At 34.7% G+C, this 25,480-nt stretch carries 19 protein-coding genes; 5 read left to right on the top strand and 14 right to left on the bottom strand.

What is annotated here, in order from left to right:
* Positions 1-67 precede the first annotated feature (67 nt).
* On the bottom strand, positions 68-541 hold the full coding sequence (locus GX311_06420) for a hypothetical protein (protein ID NLK16012.1): 474 nt from the start codon (positions 539-541) through the stop codon (positions 68-70).
* A 323-nt stretch (positions 542-864) separates the two neighbouring features.
* Between GX311_06420 and GX311_06415 the strand changes: the two genes are divergently transcribed.
* The gene (locus tag GX311_06415; GenBank protein NLK16011.1) at positions 865-2,265 is read left to right on the top strand and encodes a T9SS type A sorting domain-containing protein; all 1,401 of its coding nucleotides are present in this window, start codon (positions 865-867) and stop codon (positions 2,263-2,265) included.
* A 90-nt stretch (positions 2,266-2,355) separates the two neighbouring features.
* Here the strand turns inward: GX311_06415 and GX311_06410 are convergent, their stop codons facing one another.
* From GX311_06410 to GX311_06380, 7 genes are all read right to left on the bottom strand, one after another.
* The gene (locus tag GX311_06410; GenBank protein ID NLK16010.1) at positions 2,356-2,886 is read right to left on the bottom strand and encodes a hypothetical protein; all 531 of its coding nucleotides are present in this window, start codon (positions 2,884-2,886) and stop codon (positions 2,356-2,358) included.
* Complete coding sequence (locus GX311_06405; GenBank protein NLK16009.1) at positions 2,883-3,380, bottom strand: hypothetical protein; 498 nt, start codon at positions 3,378-3,380, stop codon at positions 2,883-2,885. Before GX311_06405 ends, GX311_06410 begins: the two co-directional genes overlap by 4 nt.
* Before the next feature lie 180 nt (positions 3,381-3,560).
* Positions 3,561-4,952, bottom strand: a complete 1,392-nt coding sequence (locus tag GX311_06400; protein NLK16008.1) for an aminopeptidase P family protein — start codon at positions 4,950-4,952, stop codon at positions 3,561-3,563.
* A gap of 65 nt (positions 4,953-5,017) precedes the next feature.
* Entirely contained in the window at positions 5,018-6,325 is a 1,308-nt protein-coding gene (locus GX311_06395; GenBank protein NLK16007.1) for a methionine adenosyltransferase, read from the bottom strand.
* A gap of 19 nt (positions 6,326-6,344) precedes the next feature.
* The gene (gene gldA, locus GX311_06390; GenBank protein NLK16006.1) at positions 6,345-7,259 is read right to left on the bottom strand and encodes a gliding motility-associated ABC transporter ATP-binding subunit GldA; all 915 of its coding nucleotides are present in this window, start codon (positions 7,257-7,259) and stop codon (positions 6,345-6,347) included.
* Between the two features lie 215 nt (positions 7,260-7,474).
* Positions 7,475-8,731, bottom strand: a complete 1,257-nt coding sequence (locus GX311_06385) for a Y-family DNA polymerase (protein NLK16005.1) — start codon at positions 8,729-8,731, stop codon at positions 7,475-7,477.
* Positions 8,719-9,183 (bottom strand): hypothetical protein, encoded by a 465-nt coding sequence (locus GX311_06380; protein ID NLK16004.1) that lies wholly within the window; start codon positions 9,181-9,183, stop codon positions 8,719-8,721. Before GX311_06380 ends, GX311_06385 begins: the two co-directional genes overlap by 13 nt.
* A gap of 138 nt (positions 9,184-9,321) precedes the next feature.
* On the opposite strand from GX311_06380, the gene GX311_06375 reads away from it, so the two are divergent.
* Positions 9,322-10,068: a hypothetical protein gene (locus tag GX311_06375; GenBank protein NLK16003.1), complete on the top strand. Its 747-nt coding sequence runs from the start codon at positions 9,322-9,324 to the stop codon at positions 10,066-10,068.
* 128 nt (positions 10,069-10,196) lie between these two features.
* Positions 10,197-10,895, top strand: a complete 699-nt coding sequence (locus tag GX311_06370) for a hypothetical protein (protein NLK16002.1) — start codon at positions 10,197-10,199, stop codon at positions 10,893-10,895.
* A 361-nt stretch (positions 10,896-11,256) separates the two neighbouring features.
* Here the strand turns inward: GX311_06370 and GX311_06365 are convergent, their stop codons facing one another.
* Positions 11,257-11,976: a UMP kinase gene (locus GX311_06365; GenBank protein ID NLK16001.1), complete on the bottom strand. Its 720-nt coding sequence runs from the start codon at positions 11,974-11,976 to the stop codon at positions 11,257-11,259.
* Positions 11,977-12,248: 272 nt separating this feature from the next.
* Here GX311_06365 and GX311_06360 point away from each other — a divergent pair, with 272 nt between their 5' ends.
* Complete coding sequence (locus GX311_06360) at positions 12,249-14,588, top strand: TonB-dependent receptor plug domain-containing protein (GenBank protein NLK16000.1); 2,340 nt, start codon at positions 12,249-12,251, stop codon at positions 14,586-14,588.
* A 190-nt stretch (positions 14,589-14,778) separates the two neighbouring features.
* Here GX311_06360 and GX311_06355 read toward each other — a convergent pair whose 3' ends face one another.
* From GX311_06355 to polA, 4 genes are all read right to left on the bottom strand, one after another.
* Positions 14,779-15,231 carry a D-tyrosyl-tRNA(Tyr) deacylase gene (locus GX311_06355; protein ID NLK15999.1) on the bottom strand — a complete coding sequence of 151 codons (453 nt, stop codon included), beginning with the start codon at positions 15,229-15,231 and terminating at the stop codon, positions 14,779-14,781.
* Positions 15,228-15,956 carry a tRNA threonylcarbamoyladenosine dehydratase gene (locus GX311_06350; protein NLK15998.1) on the bottom strand — a complete coding sequence of 243 codons (729 nt, stop codon included), beginning with the start codon at positions 15,954-15,956 and terminating at the stop codon, positions 15,228-15,230. Before GX311_06350 ends, GX311_06355 begins: the two co-directional genes overlap by 4 nt.
* Positions 15,953-16,606: a hypothetical protein gene (locus GX311_06345; protein NLK15997.1), complete on the bottom strand. Its 654-nt coding sequence runs from the start codon at positions 16,604-16,606 to the stop codon at positions 15,953-15,955. The genes GX311_06350 and GX311_06345 overlap by 4 nt, the downstream gene beginning before the upstream one ends.
* A gap of 145 nt (positions 16,607-16,751) precedes the next feature.
* Positions 16,752-19,517, bottom strand: coding sequence for a DNA polymerase I (gene polA / locus GX311_06340; GenBank protein ID NLK15996.1), 2,766 nt, complete (start codon positions 19,515-19,517; stop codon positions 16,752-16,754).
* Positions 19,518-19,882: 365 nt separating this feature from the next.
* Here polA and GX311_06335 point away from each other — a divergent pair, with 365 nt between their 5' ends.
* Positions 19,883-21,322, top strand: coding sequence for a T9SS type A sorting domain-containing protein (locus tag GX311_06335; GenBank protein ID NLK15995.1), 1,440 nt, complete (start codon positions 19,883-19,885; stop codon positions 21,320-21,322).
* Positions 21,323-21,436: 114 nt separating this feature from the next.
* On the opposite strand, the gene GX311_06330 is transcribed toward GX311_06335, so the two are convergent.
* The gene (locus GX311_06330) at positions 21,437-25,411 is read right to left on the bottom strand and encodes a response regulator (GenBank protein NLK15994.1); all 3,975 of its coding nucleotides are present in this window, start codon (positions 25,409-25,411) and stop codon (positions 21,437-21,439) included.
* Positions 25,412-25,480: the final 69 nt, after the last annotated feature.

The raw sequence follows: 25,480 nt of genomic DNA, 5'->3' as shown, positions 1-25,480 counted from the left end.
ATTTAATCCGTCTCTTTTAGTTTTTGCATACTTTTTAATACATTGATTATTAACAGTTTACTAAATGCTAATTACCCTGTAAATCAGATTCATAAATAGTAAACTCTACTATTCCGTCCCTTTCGTTTTTTAACCAACTTTTCCAAGAATTATAGTTATAAAAATGGTGTAGTTCTCCTTTATCTTCTGCTGGTCCATGCCAATCTACCAAAACCGAGTCTCCTCTTAATACTCTAGCTCTGCTTTCTAAAGGCCTATAGCCACTTGTAAATAGTAATTCTTTAATTACATCTTGCCCTTTATAAACTTTCATTCCTCCTCTACAAGAGACAGATGAATCGGGAATAATAAATAATGAATCAACAATGGGTGGTTCCTCGCCTAATATTACTAACAAGGTTTCATTTGTGTTATTTTTAATCTTAGCCACGTACCAATAATCTCCCAAATCGTCTGTCTCAAACAAACGACAGCTCGAAAACATTAAGAGTATTAGGATAATGGAAAGACTATGGCCAATCTTCGTAATAATTGTACTCATTATCAATTTGTTCATCATATTCAGTTTTAGTTTTTAACTGTTCAACTAATTTTGCATTCGTATTGGTACTACTAAATACAAATTTATTTTGTTAAATTTTATGGAGACGAATGTACATTGATTTACTTTATAATCAACAAGTTTTTCAAAAAAATTGATGAAATTATGATAAAATTTTAAAACAGCTTTTTTCAGGGTAAAAAACATAAATAATATTAAACATTATAACATCAGATAGATATTTTCTCTAATTTCGCAGCTTAAAATATCAACGTTTACATCGCAGTAAAAACCTCTTTAAGTACAACCTAAAAAATAATAGTATGAGCACAAAAATTTCATTTCTTATAGTGTTGTTCTTCGCTGTTTTGAACACGCAGGGACAAAGTTTTATTGATTTAATAAATCAAAAGAAAAACCTTCAATTAATCTTTAAAAACAACCTCGTAAACTCCAATTTTCAGCAAAAATTGACAAGTGTATCAAAACAAAAGTTGGATAGTACGGTTAACGAATATCCAATGTTTGATATGTTTTATAAGTCGGAATATATTTATGATTCGATTGGTAGAAACAGACAGGTTAATATAAAAGAAAAGAACTTTGATCAATGGACGATTAGCCATAAGTTTGAAAATATATTTGATGACAATGACTATTTGTCAAAAATATTTGGCTCTAGTTTAGACTATGACAATAATTGGGTAAAATATTCAGAACGGGCTTTTACTTATGACACTTGTGGAAATCTAACAAGTGAAATTGAGTTCGAAGAGTGGAACCTCGTTAGTAATAACTGGGAATATGGTTATAAATACGAGTACAGTTATGATAGCATTTCAAGATTAGTTTTAGAAACTAATTATGATTGGGAATCCACAGGCATGGATTGGATTCTTAATGGTAAAATAGAATACACCTATGATAGCATTTCAAGATTAATTTTAGAAACTTATTATTATTGGGATAGCAACTCAAACCAATGGCAAAATAGTTCTAAATACGAATATTGCTACGATTTCAACGGAAACTTATTGCAATATATTGATTATGAGTGGATTGAATCTTTAAACAAATGGGTTGAATACTATAAAGAAGATTATAGTTATGATGAATATAATAACATGATAGTTTCAATAGGTTGGGATTACGATGAGGCTACTGAACAATGGCAATATTCATCAAAAATTGAATGTGCATATGATATCAACAATAATATCACACAAATAACCGGGTATGAATGGGACTTAAATGAAAACACATGGGTTAATGATATGAAAGCAGAGTTAATTTACAACACACTATATGATTTCTCCGACTTAATACTTCCGATTAAGTTATATGAAGGACCCTATGAAATGGAATTACCAGAAACGAACAATATGCTTACCCAATTTAAGATTTATGAGGTGGACGGTGGGCTGGAATTTGAATTTTACTCTGTAACACTCTATTATTCAGAACAAAATATTGGCATTGAGGAAGTTAACAGCACCACTGTTAATGTCTATCCTAACCCAGCCTCATCTTATATAACTATTCAGCCGCTATTATCTGATAACACAGGAGTTTTTGAACTCTACGATATTAAAGGAAACAAAATAATTTCGCTTACTTTTTCAGAAAAAACACAAGTTTCTACTGATGATTTACAATCGGGATTTTACTTCTATAACATCATTTCGAAAGAGAACCGAACGAGCGGAAAACTGATAATCAATTAACAATTAGCAATGTGCAATTATCAATAAAAAAAACGGAGCATGCTCCGTTTTTTTTATTATTATGCATATTTTATAACTGTTTCCATTATGTCAAAAATAATCTTTAGGTTTTAACTTCGCCAACAATAATATTTTTCTACAAATTGTTAAAAAAGGTTCTATTTGATTTTTCATTGTTTTTTCATTTATATTATAAAGCGTGATACTGTTTATAAGACCGCAATGTGATTCTATGCCCAATGAAACAGAGTTTGTATGAAATAAAAAATAATAAGTATCTATCATCCTGCTAGTAATTGCATATTTGTCAATATTCAAGTACATATCAACAATACTATCAAAATCACTTCTATTAATCTTATAAACAGTATCTATTTTGGTGGTGTCAACTCCCCTTCTTTTCCTGTGCGTTGTTATTGTTTCTAAATTGCACGTTACGCAACTATCCAATTCGTTTATAAGATTTATTTTTACATATCTCATAGGATTTTTTTCAAGATCTTCTCCAAACGAAAATTTGACAGACTTAATATAGTTATGCTGAGAATAGCATTTAAGACAAATAATAGCAAGAACTATTAAAAGAATATTGGCTTTTATTGTTTTTGAAAAAAATTTCATAACGAGTATTTTTTATAATCAATATTGGCAAACTCAAATATTTTTTTAACAATTGATATTAATGGATATAGATTTCTGTTTTCGATATAATTACCAAAACAGGGTGTTTTATAAACGATATTATCATAAAAACCTACTCTTAATTCTAGCACTGCTGTATATTTACAAATTTCGTCAGATTTCTCTGAAATAAAATTAAATATCTGTGAATTAGATAATTGAAAAACACTATCAGCTAATAAGTTGAAATCTGATTCATTAACCGTAAAAATGGTATCAGATTCTTTGTAATTATAAATGTCAGGAACGGGCTGATGTTTTACAGGAACTAAACACTCATCGGCATCTTTAAACAACGATATTCTAAATTTGCAATTTTGTGTTTCATTGTCAACTACTTCAAGGTTGATTTGAACGGTATTATATTGAGCAAAACTTACCTGAAACAACACTGTAAGTATTAATAGTAAGGTTATTTTCTTTGTTTTGTCCATTTTATACTAGTTATTATTTCGGGAAAGTCGTATCTTTAAACTCAGCGCCCGTCAGTTAGGTGGCTTAGCTTGTCGAAGCCACCACCACAATCGTTAATTCATTGATTTTAAAGCACTTGCCTGTTGTTAAAAAAGAGCTGTCTCATAAAGAGATAGCTCCTTTTATTGTTAAATTAACTTTTATTCAGTAGCTGCAATAGCTTCGACCTCTTCTACAGTAATAGGAGGACGTTTTCCGATTATTCTACAACCATTTTCTGTAACCAAAAGCATATCCTCAAGTCTTATGCCTCCGAAATCTTTATACTTCTCTACCAAATCATAGTTAATAAAATCGGCATGTTTATTCTCTTTTTTCCAAGCATCAATAAGAGCGGGAATAAAATATATGCCCGGCTCGTTAGTTAAACAGAAGCCCGGCTCTAGTTTACGTCCAAAACGTAGTGCTTCGGTTCCAAACTGCTTAATGGGACGTGTCTCTTCGTCGTATCCCACTAAAGTTTGCCCCAGGTCTTCCATATCGTGAACATCTAAACCAATCATATGACCCAAACCGTGAGGCATAAACAGTGCATGTGCTCCCTCGCGTACAGCGTCATCAACGTTACCCTTCATTAATCCTAGTTCTGACAATCCTTGTGCAATTATTTTACACGCCATTAGGTGAACTTGCTGATAAGTTATACCTGGTTTTGTGTTCTTATTTGTTGCATTGTTGGCAGCCAACACAATTTCATATATCTCTTTTTGTCTTTCTGTAAATTTGCCACCTACAGGCGTTGTTCTGGTATGGTCTGACGCATAATGTAATAACGATTCAGCACCACAGTCGCAAACTACCAAACGCCCTTTTTCAAGAATATTGTTGTGGCTATGATTATGCAATATTTGTCCGTTTTGCGATAATATTATTGGGAATGATGGTACTCCACCGTGTGCTAATGAGATGCCTTCGATTGTTCCGGCAATTGTTTGCTCCCATCTACCCACTTTAGCCATTTTCATTGCCTTAACCTGCATTTCGTAGCCAGCTGCAGCCGCTTTTTCTAACTCTTCTATTTCACACGGCTCCTTCACACTTCTCAATGCTATAATTGCACGAATAAGTGGTGTAGAAGCATGATCGCGAACTACTGCAGCTCTGATACCTGTTAAAGATTCGAGTAACATTTTATTCACTGCCCTGTAAGGAGGAGTAAAGTGAACTTTTTTCCCTTTTTTTATGGCTTCACTTATATATTCGCCAAGTTTTGAGAAGGGACGAGTATTTTCAACACCAGCCAACAACGCTCTTTCGCGAACTGATGGTTGGTCGCCCATCCATATTATATCGTCAATAGATAAATCGTCTGCGAAAATTATATCTTGTCCTGTTTCAAAGTCGATAACTCCAGCGAAATCAGGGAAATCTAAACCGAAGAAATAAAGAAAGTTGCTATCCTGTCTAAAGTGATATGTGTTAGCAGGATAGTTCATTGATGCCTCGGAGTTTCCCAAAATAAGAGCTATTCCGCTTGTCATTTGTTTTCTTAGTGCGGAACGACGACGTTTATATACTTCTGCGTTAAACATAATGATTTATTTTTAAGGTTTATTATAAATTTGATTTTACAAGATAAACAAAAAACACCTGTTTTTTAATCTACTCTAAATATTTTTTTCAGTTTATCTACGTAATCAAGTTTTTCCCAACCAAAAAACTCAACCTCTTTAGTTACCTCTTTACCATTTTCGTAAACAGTTACGGTATCGGTATATGGCGTTCTTCCAACGTGCCCGTATGATGCTGTTGGCAAGAAAATTGGGTTTTTCAAGCCAAATCGTTTTACAATTGCGTATGGGCGTAAATCAAAGACCTCTTCAATTATTTTGGCAATATCTCCATCTGAGTATCTTCGACCATCTTCGTCGTGCAATTTAGCTGTACCATAAGTATTTACGAACACTCCAACAGGTTTGGCAATGCCAATAGCGTATGATATTTGAACTAAACAACGTTTTGCCAGTTTTGCCGCTACAATATTTTTTGCGATATGGCGTGCTGCATAAGCTGCCGAACGGTCAACTTTACTTGAATCTTTGCCTGAGAACGCTCCACCGCCGTGTGCTCCTCTACCACCGTAGGTATCAACAATAATTTTTCGACCTGTAAGTCCTGTATCTCCGTGTGGTCCACCAATAACAAACTTTCCTGTTGGATTAACAAACAGTTTGATATCATCTTGGAACAATGCTTTTAAGCGACGAGGTAATTTGCGTTTTAATCTTTGAATAACGTATTTTTCAATGTCATTACGTATTGTTTCCAACATTTTTTCGTCAGCCTCTTTTCTCGCCTCTGGGGTATCAGATTTAGGGGTGATAAAGTCGTCATGTTGTGTTGATACAACAATAGTATCAATTCTTATAGGCTTGTGATTATCAGCATATTCTACTGTAACTTGCGATTTGCTATCGGGTCCTAAATATTTCATACGGTTTCCTGCTCTGCGAATCTCTGCAAGCTCTTGTAATATCAAGTGTGCAAGCTCTATAGACACAGGCATAAAGTCTTCTGTTTCGTTTGTTGCATAGCCAAACATCATGCCTTGGTCGCCTGCACCTTGGTCTTCTTCTCTCTCGCGCACTACGCCTTGTCTAATATCGGGCGATTGTTCGTGAATACACGAAATAACGCCACACGATTCGCTATCAAACTTATAACTTGCTTTGGTGTAACCAATATTTTTAATAACCTGACGTGCGATGGTTTGAACATCGACGTATGCTTGTGAGCGGACTTCGCCGCTTAAAACAACTAAACCCGTTGTTACTAAGGTTTCACATGCTACTTTTGACTCGGGGTCTTTACGTAAAAACTCATCGAGAAGAGCATCGGATATTTGATCTGCTACTTTATCAGGATGCCCTTCTGATACTGATTCAGATGTAAATAAATACGACATTTTATTATTTTTTTAATTATTAATTATTAGTTGTTAGTTCTTGAAAAATTTCTTCTAATGTACGTTGATATTGAGTTAATTGTACAATTGTCAGTTGATTTGAATTTGCAAAATTCATTATCGATGTTTGAATGTCGATATTTTTTTTCGCAGTTATCTCTATTTGCTTCTCTTTTGTGATTTTCACGGAATCAGCTTTCAGATATTTTTTTATATCGTCAACATTAACTTCTTTATCGAATTGTACGATAACCTTCTGATTATCATCTGCCAATTGTCGTTTAATGTTTTGTGTAGTATCATTGGCGACAATTTTTCCGCGGTGGATAATTATAATTCTATCGCAAATAGCCTCAACCTCTTGCATTATATGCGTTGAAAGCATAACAGTTTTATTTTTCCCAACCGATGAGATCAAATTACGTATCTCCACAATCTGATTTGGGTCTAATCCACTTGTCGGCTCGTCTAGTATCAATACTTCAGGTTCATGAAGTAGTGCCTGTGCCAACCCTACCCTTTGTCTGTATCCCTTTGACAATTGTCCTATTTTTTTATGCTTCTCAACCGTCAATCCTATTTGTTCGATAATTGCATTGATACGTTCCTTATAATTCTTAATAGAATAAATGCCTGCCAGAAACTCCAGATACTCAACCACATACATATCTTCATATTGAGGATTATTTTCAGGCAGATATCCAATTTTTTCCCGTATAGCCATGCTATTCTCAATAACATTTATGTTGTTAATGTAGGCTTCGCCAGAGGTTTGAGGTATTATCCCCGTCAAAATCTTCATCATTGTTGATTTTCCTGCACCATTAGGACCAATAAAACCAACTATTTCGCCTGTATTAATGCTAAAAGAAACATCATCCAAGGCTTTTTGTTTGCCATACAGTTTTGTTACGTTTTTTACTTCTATTGACATTTTAAAAATTTTGAGATACAAATGTACAACAAAATTTTATTCAATAAATATAACAACGTTCACATATGTAAAATTATGACGTAAAAATTGTTCTCGACCTCTGCTCGCGCCAAATGCACGTTGTTATGAGCGGTTATAGGTTTTAATATCTTGTGTGTTCTGTGTTCCAATTACTCATTAGTAATTGTTCATTGCTAATAGATAATTGCTGAAGCCTATCCAATCTTTACTTTAATTACATCATCTATATTCGTTGTGTAACAGGGAGATAGACGTGCTTGCTTCATTTTAAATGTTTGTGTATCTGTAGTGGCAACTCGGATAAGATTCCTATGGTATTTTTGATTTATCTCATCTACCGCTTGCATTAACTTTTCGTGCTTCGGGTTTGAATTAAAAAATAGCGATAATTGATGTTGGTCAGCATCCACAAAATCCGATAACGTTACTCCTGCCCTCTTGTAATGCAGGTTTTCTTTGAAAATTGAAGTAAGCCCCTCGACTGCAAACTCAATTAACTCCAAGGTCGATGATGTGGGGAAAGGAAGCTTTATATCTATCGACTTGGAATATTGTGTTCTTGTCTCTTTATGAATATTGGTTTTAATAAAAAGCGACATACGTTTGCAAAGCGAATTTTGACGGCGCAATTTATTGGCACACAGTGTTGTAAAGGTAACTATCCGTTCCTTTAGTTGATCAAAGGTTTGATATTCTGTTTCAAAAGTGCGGGTTGTAGAAATGCTTTTATGTTTCTCCTCGCGCTCCATTTCTATAGCAGGCAAGCCTTTCAACTCCATTTGCAAATTTAACCCTACTACGGTCATATTATTTAACACCCAACTTTCAGGTAGCTTAACAAAATCGGCGGCTTTATAAACCCCTATTTTATTTAATTTTGCCACACTACGCCTTCCTATACCCCACACATCACCAACATCTAACCATTTTAGGGCTTTCAGGCGCAACTCATCGCTGTCTATCACGTGGACTCCTCCGGTTTGTTTGGGATATTTCTTAGCAATCCTGTTTGCCACTTTAGCCAATGTTTTTGTTGGAGCAATACCCACCGATATTGGCAATCCAGTAAAAAGATCGACCTGCTTTTTCATTTTTAATCCATATTGAGAGAGGTCTTCATCTATACCGTTCAAATCCAAAAAACATTCGTCTATTGAATAAATCTCCTGTACGGGGCTGTATTTTGAAAGTATGTTCATCACTCGCCTACTCATATCGCCATACAGCGGAAAATTTGCAGAAAATATCTCTACACCATGTTTGTCAAATATTTCCTGACACTGAAAGGCAGGTGCTCCCATTGGTATGCCTAACCGCTTTGATTCTTCTGAACGGGCAATAACACATCCATCGTTGTTGCTCAAAACAACAATAGGCTTTCCAACAAGCTTAGGATCGAAGTTCCGTTCGCAGGAAGCATAAAAGTTATTACAGTCAATTAACGCAAACATCTGGTAGGAGTTGGTCTTATAATTAGTACAACAATAGCCCAAATTGTAAAATCATCGTTTCTAGAAACGTGAATAACTGGAAAATCTTCGTTATAGGGTAGCAGGTCAATTCCCTGTTTGGAAAACTTAATCCTTTTCAGGGTAAATTCATTGTCAATAGCGCATACTGCAATGTCGCCATCTTTGGGTTCCGAGCGCAAAGACCTGTCCATATAGAAGTAGTCGCCGTCGCTTATAAACGTATCCATTGAAATGCCGTAAGCCCTGCCAATAAATATAGCTTCACTATTTTTCAGATACCTGCCCAAAATATCCAACTGCTCGAAAGAAAAATCTGCAGCCGGAGAGGGAAATCCCGCCGGAATTGCTCCCGCAAAGGGAAACTCTTGAGATGAATTTTCGCCCGTAGGATGGAATATTTCAACTGAATTATCGTTTTTCGGTTGTTGCATTTTCGAGAATACTTTTATGCAAAGATACGAAAAATGGGGCATCTGAAAATCTCTCTATACCTATCAAAGTTAACAGACAAAACAATTTTTCAATGTAAAATGAGTTTATTAAAAAAAATAAACTTAAGAAAAACAGACATGAAAAAATTTCTTTTAATTGCAACGACAGTTCTTCTTTCAATAACAGGTATAGCTCAAAACGGATTTTACCTTGGTTATGAAAATGGGTTCTTCTCCGAAAGATATGACTATGTAAACAGCAAAGCTAAAATATTTTCCCAATCTTCTATTGGCGAAATTTTGGGAGGCTATTTTGGATTCAAATATGACACATATACTATTGAAACAGGATTTTATGGATTGTTTTCCTCGATACCATTGAACAAATATGACTACAGCAACTTTTCAACTGAGAAAACTCTCTCTTTTACAAGTGGACAAGAGAGCTGGCTGATTCCACTACGCTTTGGAAAGGAATTTCTAATGGTTCAGGAAAAATTATTTATAAAGCCTGAGATAGGTTTTAACGTTACTATTTCGCGTGATTACTCTGAAAATCCGCTAATAAAGGGTGCGGGCGAAAACATTACACCTTTTCCAGGAAGTAATTATTTTGTTCCGTCTGGTTCGGATTCCACGAGAATTGATGGCTATGTTTCATCAAAAGTTAATTTCAGTATCGAACCTGCCATTTCATTTGGTTATCGTTTTAAAAAGAAAGCAGATATTTACTTGAAGTGCATCTATATAGCAAGCTTTAATCCAACATATTACGAAACAATTACTCATTACACAGAAACAGAAACGGTACATGCTACTAGAAGTGTATCAAACGCTATTCTATATCAAATAGGGTTGAGATATTACTTTGCTAAACGTGAATAAAAAACTTGTCTGCCAATAGCCAGTATTTATTTGGTAACACAGAGATAGATTCTAGCCCCTTCAGATTTTTTGTGAAAGAGTCTCCCGTTTCCTAAAAAACCGCTATCTTGCGTGCTTATTTTTAGGGAATGCGTATTTTTTTTCAGATTTTTATTATCCTTGTTCTTTGGACAGTATCGACAAACCTGTCGGCACAGACCCAACTTTCAGATATTTCTAAGACAAATAAATGCACTAAAAAAACGCGCAAATATGTCAAAGGATACAAAAAACAGGGGATTTCTTTATTCAGTGAACTTAAAGCGTCTCTGTGTGACACTGCATCATTAGACAGTTATTGTATTCATATAGGTAAATTTTATTTCGATTCTCCAATAGAGAAGGTGTGGGAATGCGCGTCAGCATCAAATCCTAAAGATATATGGAGAGGAAAAATCTTATCATTATCATTTATTTACGACAACAATGACGACGAGCTATATTTCCCTTCTGATCTGAACAAAAACAGCCTGAATACCAATCAGATATACTTTATAAACTTACGGCTCTTAAAAGGGCTCTTTAATCTCCCTACTGCCCTGAAAGTTACCAAAATAGATCCGAAGCAGAAGATAATCGAGTTTACATATTTGCGTGGCGGGAAATCGGAAGGGAAACAGTTGTTGCAATTTATTGCTAAATCAAACACTGAAACAGAAATAATACACACAACATATTATCAAAGTGGTTCAAAATTTCGTGATCGTAATCTGTATCCATTCTTCCACCAACGAGCAATTGCAGAGCTACACAGCAACGTTAGAAAAGGAGCAATAGATATTAACTAATATTATTCTCCCGACTTGTTTCACTTTTTTAAATGCGTTAAAACTGATAATCAGCTCACTACAACATTTTACCTAAATAAAAATATCAATAGCCGTGCCTTTTAAGGCACGGAAAATAGTATAAAAATAAAAAGGCTTTAACCGAAATCTATTAAAATTTCAAAACCAAAGATAGAGTAAATTTGGGCTAAAGCCCAAAATTATACATCATTCCTTTCCACGACTTAAAAGTCGTGGCTATTGAGCCGATAATCAACTAATTACCTGCTAATTATTCATTATTGTTCTGACAACAACAAAGGTCTCCACTACAACAAATCTGTGATTATCCGTTTAATCCGCGTCGTCTGTGTTCAATTTGCTAATTGAAACCCCGTTTCACAATCGTTCCAACCTTTTCGCCGCGTATAATTCGTAATATATTTTCAGGATTATCGCCATTAAAAACAATAATAGGCATGTTGTTTTCGCTACAAAGAGCAAATGCGGTCATGTCCATTATCTTAAGGTTTTGTTTAATTGCATCTTGATATGTTATTGTATCATACTTAGTTGCATCAGGATGTTTTTCGGGGTCAGCATTATAAACACCATCAACGCGGGTAGCTTTAAAGTATCCGTCAACTTCAAGTTCGATAGCTCTGAGTGCCGAAGCGGTGTCGGTGGTAAAATATGGATTCCCAGTTCCTCCGGCAACAATAACGACGTTTCCGTTTTGCAAGGCATCAATTGCTTTTCTTTTGGAATAAAACTCCCCTATCGGCTCCATACGAATTGATGTAAAAACCGAACATTTTTTGCCAACAGAGTTTAATCCTGACTGTAATGCCAAACTGTTGATAACCGTTGCCAACATTCCCATTTGATCACCTGTTACCCTATCGAAACCCTTGCCAACACCTTGTAACCCACGAAAAATATTCCCCCCACCTATAACAATGGCTACCTCTACTCCCAACTCTGAAATTGTTTTAACCTGATTAGCATAGTTCATCAACGCATCGGTATTAATCCCTTGTTGATTCTTTCCTGCCAAGGACTCTCCGCTTAATTTTAGCAGTATTCTACGGTATTTTAACATATCTGTAATTTTTTAGTTTCAAAATCGTAATTACAAAGTTAAACTATATTTTTGACAATCAAATATATGTAAGTAATATTAGGATACTCGCAACAAAAACGATGTTTTTCAGAAATTATAATTTCAAACCTTTAGCTTTTAACTTCGATTACGAATTCTTAACTGAAAACAGCTTTTACCGCCCAATATTTACCATAAATTTGTAAGCATAAAAATTTCTTTTTTTAGCAAAACTATTCATATGAGAGAGTTTTTTAATTAAAACAGAAACAATGAGAATTTTTTTTTCAACAACTGCCCTTACTCTGCTATGTTTAATCTCTTATTCTCAGGATTTAACAAATAAAGTAAAAGGTGTAGTTAAAGATGCTTTTACAGATGAGAGGTTAATGTTTGCTACAATCTCTCTTACTGTTGACACGCTGAAATTTTATACAACTTCCGATAGCGAAGGGAAATTTAGTTTTGAAAAGGTTAAGGCTGGAAGAGTTAGCCTACAAATTAATTATTTAGGTTACAAGCCCTATTTCTCTAATAACTTGATACTTGCAAGTGGAAAAGTACTTGAAGTTGAAGCAAAGATGGAGCAAGCTGTTCAAAGCTTGTCAGAAGTGACAGTTGCTGCAAAAAAACGAGGAGAAGTAAACAACGAGTTGGCTTATGTAAGTTCACGCTCTTTTGATGTTAAAGAGACAGAGCGATATGCAGGAACAAGCGGTGACCCCGCAAAAATGGCTTCTTACTTCGCAGGCGTTCAGGCAGCAGGTGATTCGCGTAATGATATAATAATCAGGGGAAATTCGCCACTTGGATTGTTATATATGCTCGAGGGGGTTCCTATTCCTAGTCCCAACCATTTTGCCACAATGGGAACAAACGGGGGTGCCATTTCTATGCTAAATAATAATCAACTATCAAATTCCGATTTTTTAACAGGCGCATTTCCTGCCCAATATGGGAACGCCACTGCAGGTGCATTTGATTTATCAATGCGGAAAGGGAATAACGAAAAGTTTGAATATTTACTTCAAATGGGAACAGGCGGTTTGGAAGCGGGTATCGAAGGTCCTCTTTCCAAAAAGGAAAATTCCAGTTTTATGATAAATTACCGCTACGCCTTTTTAGAACTTTTCAGCAAAATTGGAATAAATTTCGACACACCAGCTATACCCAAATATCAGGATTTAACATTCAAATCTGACTTTAAATTTGGAAAAACCTCTCTGTCATTGTGGGGTTTAGGTGGTTTTTGTTCAATGAAATTGGAACCCGATAAAAACACTTTAAATTTTACAAAAAATCTTAGAACATTAATGGGGTCGCAAACCAATGTGGCAGGGTTAACAATGAAAAACATCATCAACTCAAAGTCAAATTTGCAAACATCGGTTGCTTTTACAAACTACAAATCTATAATGTCAGTTGATAGCGTTTTTAAAAGTGGTAACGATTTTAACTTCTTTGGTGGCGATTATGCTGAAAACAAGCTAATTGCAACTACTAAATACAAGTATCGCTTTAACCCCAGAAACAGAATAATTGTAGGAGCCTCTTACATACATTCTTTTATAAATTTTGCTGATAGCGCGAAAATTGAAAACCGATACTTTTATATGACTAAAAACAGTGGAAACTTCGGATTAGCGCAGTTCAACGCTCAGTTTCAACACAGTTTTCACGAAAAACTTGAGTTGTCATTGGGAACATTTAGTCAATATTTGCTACTAAACGGTTCGCTGTCAGTAGAGCCGCGAGCAGCAATTAAATATTCGCCAAACGAAGATAATAACTTTAGTTTCGCTTATGGCTTACATTCTCAAACTCAGCCCGGTAATGTATATTTTTGCCAAACATTAACAAATTCTACAAATCAAATATACGAACATACCAATACGGGTTTGGATTTTTCTAAAAGTCACCACTTTGTGTTGGGTTATAATGTAAATATTACAAGAAATTTTATTCTGAAAACAGAAGCTTACTATCAAAATTTGTTCAATATACCGATAGAGATGAGAGAATCGCATTATTCGGTTATAAACTATGGTGCTGATTTTTACGAAGTTATAAACGACAGCTTAGTTAATAAAGGGAAAGGAAGAAATTACGGAATTGAATTAACATTGGAGAAATATTTTTCTAATAATTACTATTTTTTGATAACAACATCGTTGTTTAATTCTAAATATTTGTCATCTGATAATATTTGGCGAAGCACGGTTTATAATAGCAATTTTATTTTCAATGCGCTTGGTGGTTATGAGTTTCAATTACCGAAACAGCAAACGCTGGCGATAAATATGAACATTGTTTATGCTGGTGGGTTACGTAATATTCCTATAGATCTTGAAGAGTCAAAAATTGAAGGTTACACAATTTACGATTACGATAATGCTTATAAAGATAAAAACCCCGATTTTTTCAAGGCAAACGTTAAACTTATTTATCGTGTGAATTTAAAAAAAATGAGCTACGAATGTGGCTTCGAGCTAACAAATATCACAAACCGAAAAAACATTTGGCAACAATCTTATGATGCCGAAACACAAACAATTAAGACTGATTATCAAATGGGTATTATGCCAGGGGGTATGTTTAGATTATATTTTTAAAATTGGCAGTTCAATTTCGCTCTGCGACCAAGTGCACAGCATTGCTAATTGATTAGAGCTAAAGCCCCAAAGCACGTGTGTCAACCTAACCCACGACTTAAAAATCATGGCTATTGATAAAACAATCCCCAATTAATTCGTAACTCGTAATTGTTCATTGTTCATTGCACATTGCTAATTGATTAAGAGCTTATTCTTTGTTTTTTGTATCAATAAAAATAGTTACCGGACCATCGTTAACAAGCGAAATCAACATATGCGCCCCGAAAATACCTGTCTCTATTGGTTTACCTATCTTTTGCGAAAGTAGCTCGTTAAATTTCTCATACAATGGCTTTGAAACCTCAGGTGGAGCTGCATTAATAAACGAGGGTCTGTTCCCTTTTTTTGTTTTTGCATGTAGCGTAAATTGACTGACTGACAGAATATTACCACCTATGTCTTGAATTGATAGATTCATTAAACCCTCCTTATCATCAAATACTCTGAGTTGTGCAATCTTTGAACTTAACCACTCGGCATCTTCCAAAGTGTCGGAATGTTCTATTCCCAATAAAACTAAAAAACCCTTATCAATTTTTCCAACAACCTGGTTTTCAACGGTTACTGATGCACTAAGACATCTTTGTATAACTGCTCTCATCTCTGATTATTATTTTCTATTAACATTTTAACTGTTTGCGCAGATATTGCGCAAGCAAACGCAGCTGGAACAAAAACGGCTGTCCCTATTACCGATTTCTTGTTGCGCCCTTCACACTCTACAACCGCTTCATTAATTTGATTTTCAGTGCTATAGACAGCTGTAAATGGTGTTGTTACGTTCATACGTCTCAACCTCTTGCGCACCGCTTTAGCTAACGAACAGTTTTGCGTTTCTGAAATATCGCCAACAACAACTTTTGTAGGATCAAGCCGCGCGCCACTGCCCATACTGCTGATAACCGGGCAACCTTTCTGTAGTGCGAAATTCAAAAACCAAACTTTAGGCGACAAAGTATCAATAGCATCGATAATTACGTCATAGTCAGGCTGTAATATTTCAGTATTTGTCTCCTCGTTAATATATTTACATACAATCATTAAATTCAATTGTGGATTTATACTATACAACCGTTCTTTCATTATGTCGGTTTTAAGCAAACCTATAGTTTCATGAGTAGCAGGCAGTTGTCTGTTAATATTGGTTTCATCGACAATATCGGAATCAACTATAGTAAGATTTCCAATGCCCGAACGTACAAGAAACTCTGCTGTCCACGACCCTACACCACCTAAACCGGCTAATAGAACACGGCTTGCTTGAAGTTTCTTAATAGCTTCTTGTCCTAAAAGCAATTCATTGCGTTTTAACCAATTAGGGGTCATAAATTAAAGGCTTTATTTGTGTTTTTTATAAGTTGCTCTCTAAACAACTCCTTATCAGTTTGCAAAACTAAACAAATTGATTCCAATACCGATTCAATATCTATCTTTTCTTCGTCAGTTTCGATAAGTATTCTCTCTTTAGGTATTATTCCTAAAACCTCTTTTGTTTTATCTGACGGATTAAATACAGATTTCCCGAAAGAAAAATATGTGTTGAATTCTAAAAGTTTTGCAATTTGAATAATGTTTGCTCTAAAATCGTGCAGTATATATGTAAGGTTATTAAACTTTTGCATAATGGGGAATAAATCGCTCCACGCTCTTACACAGTGAATAACGACTGGGAGACTGTTTTCTGAAGCTAATTCCAATTGCGCAAGAAAAACCTCTCTCTGTTTCTCCAAATCAACTTTACGCACCCTATCTAAACCACATTCACCAATTGCAACAACATTACACGACAATTTAAGCTGCTCAAACAGTGGTTTAATCTTTTCAACCGATATTTGTTCTGCATCCCAAGGGTGAACGCCGATTGAACATAAATTGTCTCTGTTTAGAATAGCACTATCACATTCACCAAACATATTGCAATTAAATATTGCATTGGGCAATGGAATATGTGAGTGTGAATTTATTATTTTATACATTGTAATACCTTATTGTACGTTATGGAACACAGATAACACAGATGCTACGGATTTACACAGAAAAAATCTGTGATAATCTGTTTAATCCGTGTCTTCTGTGTTCTACATCCAATTGTTAATTGTTCATTGCTAATTGTTAATTGCTTTAGTGTGCTTCTAACCAATTATTTCCAGCATTTACATCGACCTTTAGTTTAACGTTGAGTTTTACCGCATTCAACATTTTGTCTTCGACAATTATTTTAACTATCTCAATCTCATCGGTTGGAACATCGAAAACCAACTCATCATGAACCTGCAAAATCATTTTACTTTTTAACCTCTTTTTTTCAAACTCATTATAAATATCAATCATTGCCAATTTGATCATATCGGCAGATGAGCCTTGTATTGGAGCATTTATTGCGTTTCGTTCTGCTGCTTTACGAACAGTTGCATTTGCCGATCTAATATCAGGCAAAAAGCGCTTTCGTCCCATTATGGTTTGAACACAACCTTTCTCTCGTGCCAATTCAATCGAGTGGTCCATATATTGTTTAACTCCCGGATAGGTGTTAAAATAGTTATCGATAAGGGTTCTGGCTTCGCTTTGAGATAGTCCTGTGTTTTTAGCTAATCCGAAAGGAGAGATCCCATAAATAATCCCAAAGTTTGCACCCTTTGCGTGTCCACGTTGCTCGCGTGTAACTTCATCAGGATTAATTCCAAAAAGTTTGGCAGCAGTGTCTTGATGTATGTCCATACCTTTGGCAAAAGCATCTAGCATGTTTTTGTCTTGACTAAGATGTGCCATTATTCTAAGCTCAATTTGGCTATAGTCTGCAGAAATTAATACATGATTCTCAGTAGCCGGAACGAACGCTTTTCTTATCGCTTTTCCTCGCTCATCACGAATAGGTATGTTTTGCAAATTCGGATTGGTGCTACTTAAACGACCAGTATTTGTAACTGCCTGATTAAATGATGTATGTATTCGCCTACTGTCCGAATTAACCAGTTTTGGAAGTGCTTCAATATAAGTATTAAGTAACTTTTGTAATTCTCTGTATTCCAATATTAAACCAACAATTGGATGATTATCTTTCAGTTCAATTAATACCTCCTCACCTGTGGCATACTGTTTTGTTTTGGTAAGTTTTGGCTTATCTGTTATTTTTAGTCGATCGAAAAGCAACTCTCCAAGCTGTTTTGGCGAGGCAATATTAAACTGATAACCTGCATACTCAAATATCTTGTTTTCTATCTCTTTATTTTCTTGCTGATACAGCTCTCTAAGGGTGCTCAGATCCTCAATATTGATTTTCACTCCTATAAACTCCATTTCAACTAAAACTTTAACCAAAGGCATCTCAATGGTTTCAAAAACATTTTGAAGCTCAAGTTTTTCGAGTTCTGGGGAAAGTTTTTTCCATAAGCGGAATGCGACATCGGCATCTTCGCAAGCGTAATCGCGAACCTGTTCGGGTTTTAGTTGCGCCATATTAATTTGCCCGCTTCCCTTTTTACCAATTAGAGAATCGGTAGTGATTTTTTGCCAATTCAGGTAATTAAGTGCGAGAAAATCAATATTATGTCGTTGGTCGGGGTTTATTAAATAGTGCGCCAACATGGTGTCAATAAGTTTTGCTGTTGGCTTTACACCGTATCCGCGCAACACAAGCAAATCATACTTTAAGTTTTGCCCGATAATAGTTTTACTTTCATCTTCTAATAAACATCGGATTTCTTCAACTATTTCAACATCAGATAACTTTTCATTTATCGAAACATAGTAAGCCTCACCCTCAACAGCGCAAAATGAGACTCCAACAATTTTTGCTTTTATGGCGTCAATATTTGTTGTCTCAGTATCAAAACTAAAGGTGTCAAACGATTCAAGAGTACTAACAAGCTTAACTAAATCATCTTTATCTGTTATTAATTTATAGTTATGCTCAATATCATTCAGGGTTTTGTGAGTAGTTAACTGATTAAAAGCGTCTTTATCATCAGAACCGGTGTCCCACAATGTTTTTTGAACGTGAACCTGTTTAGGCTCAATGTTTTGTACAAATCGTTGTCGCAGTGTTCTAAATTCAAGCTCGTTAAAAAGTTCGTCTATCTCCTGCATATTGGGCTGACTAATTTTCATCTCATCGAAGTTAATCTCCATATCGATATCGGTAACTATAGTAACTAACTTCTTGGATATCTTGACTATATCACGACTGTTTAAAAGGTTTTCTTTAGTTCTGCCTTTTAAATTGTTGATATTTTGATATATACCCTCAACGCTTTCATATTCAGCCACCAATTTTGAGGCGGTTTTTTCGCCAATTCCGTCAACACCCTTGATATTGTCGGATGTATCTCCCCACAAAGCCAGAATATCAATTAACTGCACAGGGTTTTTAATTCCATATTTTTTACAAATCTCATTTATCCCGATTACATCAAATCCAGTCCCGAAACTCTTTGGTTTATACATCTTTATGTTTTCTTCAACAAGCTGTCCATAATCTTTATCGGGGGTCATCATATAAACATCAAAACCTTGCTGAGAGGCTTTTTTGGCGATTGTTCCGATAACGTCATCAGCTTCATAGCCGGGTTTCGCCACAACAGGTATATTCATTGCCTGAGCAAGCCTCTTTACATAAGGCACGGCAACGCGTACACCTTCTGGGGTTTCGTCTCTATTGGCTTTATATTCAGGATACATTTCATGACGAAATGTTGGCTGACTAAGGTCAAACCCTATGGCTAAATAATCAGGCTTTTCGGTTTTTATGAGTTCAAGAAGAGTATTAGTAAATCCGAATATTGCCGATGTATTTATCCCTGTTGTAGTCGTTCGTGGATTTTTTATAAACGCGAAGTAACTACGATAAATAAGTGCATAAGCGTCAATAAGAAAAAGTTTTTTATTCATTGTTTGTAAACTTATCTGGATTATATACGACAATTTTAACGTTTTTTTCTGTATTTACAAAGAACACTGATGACACAGATTAAACGGATAATCACAGATAAAAAACAGATAGTTTAGAATGTAACTTTAATGACATAGAAACGTCACACCTTGCAAACAACAAACCTTTATCTTTGATTCAAACTCATAACAGAAAAGTGAATAATTTAAAATACAGATACGGTCTGCGAAAGCCAACGGGCTGACCACCCAAAGTGACAACAAAAACTTATTAATGAAATTAACAAATGGGAACCAGAACCCACTTAAATAAATGGGGCGGAATCGAAAAGCCTTACGAGTAGGAAAACAAAAATTATATTAATATGAAATCTAAAGTTACATTTCTTATAGTGTTGTTCTTAATAATCTTGAATACACAAGGACAAAACCCTATTAATTTAAAGAAAAACTATCAGTTTTCTTATTTTAATAACGATTTAAAACAATCTGAGATTTTGTTTAATCGAATAAGCGACAAACCATTAACCTTTAAAAATAACCAAGCAAATCCTGATTTTCTTCAAACTCCAACAAGTGATATAAAGAAAAGATTAGACAGTCTTATTATGATAGATGTCCAACAAGAAAAGCTTGAGTTTATTTATGATTCAGCTGGTAAAAACACACAGCAAAATTATTATTCTAGATATGACGACAACAGCCAATGGATAATTCTTGGTAAATCAGAACACACTTTTGATGATAATGGTTATTTGTTGAAAGCTTCTAGTTATGTGTGGAATCCTAATAATAATAAATGGGAAAATGAAAGTGAAGAGAACTATACTTACGATACTTATGGAAATGTAGCAAGTTATATTATATTTCAATATTGGAACTCAGAAAATAATGGATGGGATGTTGGTATAAAGTCCGAGTACAATTATGATAGTAATTATAACTTATTTCTTTTATCTTATTATAGTTGGGACCCTTCAAATAGTGTTTGGATTCTTACAGCAAAACAAGAATTATCGTATGATAGTAACTCAAATTTAATATTAGTATCTATATATAGTTGGAATATTGACTCAAGTCTGTGGAGTTACGATTATAAGGTCGAATATACCTACGATACAAACGGAAATTTATCACAAGTAACAGCTTGTGGCTGGGAAGAGTCTGCTAATCAATGGCTTAATGTCTGGAAAAAAGAGTATGGTTATGATGACTATAACAATATGATAGTTTTAATAAATCATGACTATGATGAGATTACTGAACAATGGCAATATTCTAACAAAAGTGAATATTCTTACGATAGCAACAACAATATTACTTTAGAAACAAGTTTTAGTTGGGACCTCAATGAAAACAGTTGGGAACGTGTTTGGGAAGAAGAATATTTTTACGATTTATCCTTTTCTTTTTCTGATGTCATTTTTCCTGTTGGTGAAAGCAACTTGCCAAATATGAACAATCTTTTAGTCAAAATTAAGTATTACGAATGGTATAATGAACAACAACATCCTATTGGTACAGCAGGATTTTATTATTCAGATTTAACAACAGGCATCGATGAGATTAACAATTCTATTTTTAATGTCTATCCTAATCCAACTTCATCTTTTATAATTATTCAACCATTATTGTCAGATGATATTGGTGTATTTGAACTCTATGATATTAAAGGCAATAAAGTAATCTCTCTTGTTTTTTCAGATAAAACAGAAGTTTCTGTAAGTGACTTACAATCGGGAATTTATTTTTATAATATCGTTTCAAAAGAAAATAGGATAAGTGGTAAATTGATAAAGCAGTAATTTACAATTGTTAAACTGAAGTCAGTGTCGTAGAGACGGATTATACTCCGTCTCTACTTTTTCCTTTAATTTATATTACACATGTTCCAAGATCGTGACTTAAGTTAATGGTTTTCAAGTTCGGGTTAACTTGTTTGCCTCAATAAATGCATTTATCTCCACCGATGCTTTATTCCATAGCTCGCGTATCTCCTCTAAATGTAGGCTATAGTCAATAGGAATATTATCCATAGATGTTTTTTCTATTTCAAAAGCCAATTCTTGTGCCCTTCCCATTCCCAAATATCTAAAAGAGGTTTTTAAAGTGTGTGACAATAACTTTATTTCATCATTATTTGCATTTCTAATTCCTTTCCCCAGCTCGATTATCTGGTCGGGTATTGATTTTGAGTACATTTCGATATATCTGACAAATCGGTCTATTTTCCCTGCCGAGTTTTTCCATAGCTGTATTGGATCAATCAGATTAAATGCGGGCATTGTTGGCGTAGAGGGAACCTCAACTCCTTCTACTGGCTCCGCAGTAGTGTCAGTTAGTTTTAATATGTATTCAAAAAACATACGTGGGACGAATGGTTTTGCTATATACTCATTCATGCCGTACTGCAAACACTTTTTACGTTCGTGACTTAAAGCGTGAGCTGTCATTCCTAAAATTGGAACCTTATTTATGGGCGAAGGAAGCTGTTCTCTGATAATTTTTGTTGCCGTATATCCGTCCATTTCGGGCATTTGAATATCCATTATAACTATATCATAATCAGCCTTTTGTACTAGCTCTACAGCCTCTTTGCCATTCAAAGCAGTTTGAATTTCAAATTGAGTACTATAACTTGTAAGTGTGCTTTCTGCAAGTGCAAGGTTAATTTGATTATCGTCAACCAACAAAATTTTAACATTTTTAGATAAAGTATGTTGGAAAATAGCGTAATCTAGTTTATCATCCTCTGCTGGGTTTGCATCTGATTTTTCGTAAGGAATTACTACTGTAAATTGGCTTCCCTTGTTTTCTTCACTCTCGACATAAATATATCCATCTTGTCTATCAACAAGACGCTTAACTATTGAAAGCCCTAAGCCCGTGCCTCCATATTTTCTCGTTGATTCGCTGCTTACCTGAGAAAAACTATCGAATATTTTGTCGAGTTTTTCGGCAGGGATACCTATACCACTGTCTTTAACTACCACTTTTAAAAGTACTGTGTCACTGTTATTACTAATGTCACTAATGTTAACTTCTATTTTTCCTTCTTGAGTGAATTTAATTGCATTTCTAACAAGATTTGAAACTATTTGATTTAATCTTACAGGATCACCAACAACAACAGAATGTAGTATATTAAAGAAGTTTAATTCCAATGACAGCGCTTTTTTTGCAGCCTCAATCTCCATCTGATTGCACGTGAAATTTATAGATTTTACAAAATCAAACGGAATGCTTTCAAATTCAAGCTTATCGGCTTCAATCTTTGAGAAGTCGAGAATATCGTTGACTATAACTTTAAGATTATCCAAACTCTCTTTTATATAGTTAAGATATTTGTTCTGGACATTATCTACTTTGGTGTTAATCAACAGGTTAGTATAGCCCGAAATAACATTAAGAGGTGTTCTAATCTCATGGCTTGTGTTTGCAACAAACTGCTCTTTCATCTGTGCGCTTTGGCTAATTTGAATGTTTGCTTTATGCAACTCCTCTTTTTGTTTTTGCAAATCGAGTGTTCTTTCATTAACAATTCCTTCAAGTCTCCTCTCATTACGCCTGATAACTCTAAGTCGCCAGTTCCATATTACTAAAACAGAGGTTAATAAAAGCACTATACAGGCAAGAATAAACCAGGTTTCAAACCACAAAGGCTTAAGTATTTCAAATTGAAAAACCCCTGGATTATTTGAAAATTGATCTGCTGAGTACCAAGATCTTACTTTCATGGAATATTTACCTGGAGGCAAGTTGGTATAGTTAATAAACCGTTGACTTGTTGGAGTTGTCCAGTTTTGATCGAATCCTTCCAAACGAAACTGGAACATTAATTTTTGAGGCGTCTGATAATCATTAGCTCCAAAGAAAAAAGTAACATTGTTTTCATTGTGCGGAAGTTTAAGATTATAAGGCAATAAACTCCAGTTAATTACAGAATCGGTATAAGCTAACCAATCTATTTTACTGTAATACAGCTCAACATCACGAATATATGCAGGAGGAACAGGGTTTTTTACACTGTCTGCTAACGAGTTGAAAATAGTTACACCTTGTTTAGTACCAAAAAAGACCTCGCCCCTTTCACCTTTCATCACAGAATTTAAGTTACACTCTATGCCAAAAAAACCATCTTCACGTCTAAGTTTTTTAATCAGAGATATATTACTTTTATTATCTAAAGTAATGATATCAATTCCACGCTCTGTACCGATAAGTAGGTTGCCAAAAAGGTCATTGACAATAGAGTAAATAATGTTGGCATCAGTTATACTCTCTAAAGGTATATTATAAAATCGCTCATCTTCAAATCGGGAAACACCTTTTTCTGAAACTAGCCATAGTTTGTTGTTTTTATCTACAATTAAAGATGTTATATTTTCGGCCGGCAAACCATGTTTGTAGGTATAGTTTGTTACTCCTGATTCTGAAATTATTGATAGGCCTTCGTCTGTGGCAACAGCTATTTCACCTTGTTGGTTTTGTAAGATATCGTAGATAGTGTTTCCTGCAATATTTTTATTTTTTGAATACCTTGTTTTCTTGGTTTTACTGTAGTTAATTAACCCATATCCAGCGGTGCCTATCCAAACAGATCCGTTGTTATCAATAAAAATTGTATTTGTAGGATATGTAACATTTATATCATTTCTTAATTTTTTGTCAATTCTCGTATTCCTTATAATATCTAACCCTTTATCTGTTCCTATATAGGCGACTTCATTTTTATCTGTAACTATTGTGTGTACTATGTTGCTTCTCAATCCATTGTCAGTATTAAACAACTTTCTTTTACCTCCATCGACATATAACAGTCCATATCCATTTGTGCCTAAAAATATTTTGTTTTTTGATGAAATATATACTGCAGTTATTGATACTGTCTCTATAAACTCTGGCGTTTCAAACTTAGTAAAGCGAAATCCTTTAAAAACATAAGCACCCGCACCATCTGTTCCTACCCACATGTTTTTATAATTATCACAATATAGAGCTTTAATACAGTTGTGACCAATTCCTTGTTGTGCAGTAATATTAATAATCCCCTCATCAGTAAAAATATTTAATCCTCCTGCATCAGTTCCTACCCATATATTACCAAAACGGTCTTCGGCAACGCATGCAATATGGTCATCAATCAAACCATCGTCATAACTATAAGTTTTATAGTCATAGCCATCTCTTGTAATAAGCCCATCTGTTGTGCTAACCCAAATCCTATCTTGTGAATCGAAAAAGCAATCTGTTATTTCTGTTCCTTCTAAAACAGGAAGTCGTAATTCTTCCAAATTAATCCCGTCGAAAATTAACAATGGATTATTTCTACTAATTAGATACAACAGATTGTTTGTTCGTGCAGTTATTTTTGTAACTATTGTGTTTGCTAACTGGGGAATGAGATTATAACAGCCAATAGAATCATTATAAGCATAAACACCATAATTTGTTGCAAAAACGATAATACCATCAGAGCGTTGAACAATATCATAAACAGTAACAGTATCGAGTATCTCACCATTTTCTAGCTTAACCAAAACTTTTCCATTATAATATCTAACACCGCGATTTGTGCCAATCCACATCCTGTGTTTCTGATCATAAAACAAAGATAAAGTGGTTGTTCCGGGTAAACTATCGTTTCTTCCGAGATAAGAAGGAAAATCACCAGACAATATGGTTACTCCGCCTCGCTCTGTGGCTAACCAAATCCGTCCAAGCGTATCCTGTTTAATGTCTAATACCTGACTTTGCGACAATCCTTCAGGCAAAGAGTATCGCTCAAAGTTATATGTTTGTGCAAATAACGAATTCGCACATGGTATTATTACAATAAAACAGAGCAAAAACAACAAAACCAAGAACCGTTTCTGTTTTTGAAATATATACATATTCGATCTATCTTTTCATTATTTGCTTGTGAAAATCAACGCTAAGATATAATATTTTGGTGCCATTCA

The sequence above is a fragment of the Bacteroidales bacterium genome (assembly GCA_012519055.1).
Taxonomy (GTDB): Bacteria; Bacteroidota; Bacteroidia; order Bacteroidales; family Salinivirgaceae; genus JAAYQU01.
The sequence above is the reverse complement of the archived record's forward strand: the minus strand, read 5'-3'. Positions and strand labels throughout refer to the sequence as shown.